The 1,567-nt window shown below is 73.1% G+C and carries 1 protein-coding gene; it reads right to left on the bottom strand.

Annotated elements, in window-relative coordinates; all coding sequences use genetic code 11:
- Positions 1 to 70: 70 nt before the first annotated feature.
- Positions 71 to 1,297 (bottom strand): acyltransferase family protein, encoded by a 1,227-nt coding sequence (locus tag ACFCX4_RS36210; RefSeq protein WP_376151725.1) that lies wholly within the window; start codon positions 1,295 to 1,297, stop codon positions 71 to 73.
- Positions 1,298 to 1,567: the final 270 nt, after the last annotated feature.

Below are 1,567 nucleotides of genomic sequence, written 5' to 3'. Positions count from 1 at the left end.
CCCCGGCCCCCCCCGGGGGGGGGGGTGCGGCGGGCCGCTCTGCGCCGTCGGCGGGCCGGGCCGCCGCCCGTCAGCCGCCCTGCGGCGCCGGGGCCCCGGCCCGTTTGCGCGGGCGGGACCAGCGGCGGGTGATCGGCCGTTCGACCAGGGCGTAGAGCGCCCAGGAGGCCAGCAGCGTGATCACGAACTCGACGACCAGCAGGGCGACGGTGGCCGGTCCGGAGTAGAGCCCGGCGCCCAGGACCCTGCGGGTGGTGGCGATCACGACGTAGTGCAGCAGGTAGAAGGCGAAGGAGACCTCGCCCAGCCAGACCATCACGCGGTTGCGGACGGCACTGGGCCGGCCCTCGTTGTCGGCGATCGCCCCCGCCGCGATGAGCAGCACGGCCGGAACGACCGTGACCGCGCGCTGGCCCCAGATGTGCGGGACGTACGAGGCGGCCACGAAGCTCGCCGCCAGCAGGACGGACGACCACACCATGCCGATGTTCCGCCAGCGGCCCGCCATCACCGCCCGGGCCACCAGGATGCCGAGCGCGAAGTCCAGCAGCCGGGGGAAGGGCAGCACGTAGGCGAACCAGTACTGGGTGGCCGACGTGGTGGGCTCGTTGTCCATCATCGCCGTGCCGGCCGGGACGACCGTGTAGGCGACGGCCACCGTGGCGACGATGCCCGCGACCGTGCCCGCGATCCAGTACTTCAGCCGGTCCGCCTGGATCCGCTTGATCCAGAGGTGGAGCAGCGGGAAGCAGAGGTAGAAGACCGCCTCCGCGGCCAGCGACCAACCGGGCGGGTTCACACTGAAGTTGGTGAGGAAGTCCGGGACGTAGACCTGGAGCATGAGCAGGTTGAGCGCGGCCCGCCACGCCTCGGTGGTGGCACCGGCGAAGAGCAGCAGCGCCAGGGCCCAGGCGACCACGTAGTTCGGCACGATCTTGACGTAGCGCCGGCGCCAGAAGGCCCGCGCGGTGTCGCCCTCGCGGGCCGACCAGGTGAGCACGAAGCCGCTGAGCGCGAAGAAGAAGGTCACCCCGAGCGCGCCGGTCTGCGCCGACAGGTCGGTGAACCGCTTCTGCGCGGCGTCGTCGGCGAGCAGCCGCACCGAGTCGTAGGGCAGCGAGGCGTGGAAGACGAACACCAGGAGCGCGGCGGGGAAGCGCAGGCCGGTGAGCGACGGGAGCCGCCCGGCCAGGGACCCCCGCGGGCGCGCCGGAGGTTCGGGGTGTCCGGCGGGCGCCGGCGGCTGCGCGGTCCGCCCAGCCGCGGGCCGGACCGCGTTGATTTCGTCCGTGGACATGGAGAATCCTGCTCCTTGCGAGAGAGAGGGAACCGAGCGAGGCGCTCTGGAACGGAGGCGGGTCGGATTCGCGTCGGTGATCCCATGCTCCACGGAGCCTGGAGCAGCATCAACTGGTCAACTGTGAGGACGAGTTGAGGCCGAATGAGCACAGCAGTACGCCGCCGTGCGGCGCACGGCGGCGAGGGACGGCGGGCGGTGAGGAGCAGGCGGCCGGCGGGGGGCGCCGGAACGCGCGACTGCCCGGCGGCCACCTGGGCCGTCGGGCAG

Source organism: Kitasatospora sp. NPDC056327 (assembly GCF_042261735.1).
Lineage (GTDB): Bacteria > Actinomycetota > Actinomycetes > Streptomycetales > Streptomycetaceae > Kitasatospora.
The sequence above is the reverse complement of the archived record's forward strand: the minus strand, read 5'-3'. Positions and strand labels throughout refer to the sequence as shown.

Bases quoted from the DNA above. Each gene is read 5' to 3' on its own strand.
- ACFCX4_RS36210 (WP_376151725.1), bottom strand. From the start codon at position 1,297: ATGTCCACGGACGAAATCAACGCGGTCCGGCCCGCGGCTGGGCGGACC.